Below are 416 nucleotides of genomic sequence, written 5' to 3' on the forward strand. Positions count from 1 at the left end.
ATGGCCAAAGGTAAATTTGAGCGTAACAAGCCGCATGTGAACATCGGCACGATTGGTCACGTCGATCATGGCAAGACGTCTCTGACGGCGGCGATCACGAAGTATTTTGGCGAGTTCAAGGCGTATGACCAGATCGACGCTGCTCCCGAGGAGCGGGCCCGCGGCATCACGATCTCGACGGCGCACGTCGAGTACGAGACCGAGGCGCGCCACTACGCCCACGTCGACTGCCCCGGCCACGCCGACTATGTGAAGAACATGATCACGGGCGCCGCGCAGATGGACGGTGCGATCCTGGTGGTTTCGGCTGCCGACGGCCCGATGCCGCAGACCCGCGAGCACATCCTGCTTGCCCGTCAGGTCGGCGTCCCGGCGATCGTGGTGTTCCTGAACAAGGTCGACCAGGTCGACGATCC

The 416-nt window shown here is 62.7% G+C and carries 1 protein-coding gene; it reads left to right on the plus strand.

Annotated features, from left to right (window positions below; genetic code table 11):
* On the plus strand, positions 1 to 416 hold a 416-nt coding region (locus FY036_RS00065), incomplete at its 3' end, for a GTP-binding protein (protein ID WP_148912705.1).

Source organism: Neoaquamicrobium microcysteis (genome assembly GCF_008180155.1).
GTDB classification, from domain to species: domain Bacteria; phylum Pseudomonadota; class Alphaproteobacteria; order Rhizobiales; family Rhizobiaceae; genus Aerobium; species Aerobium microcysteis.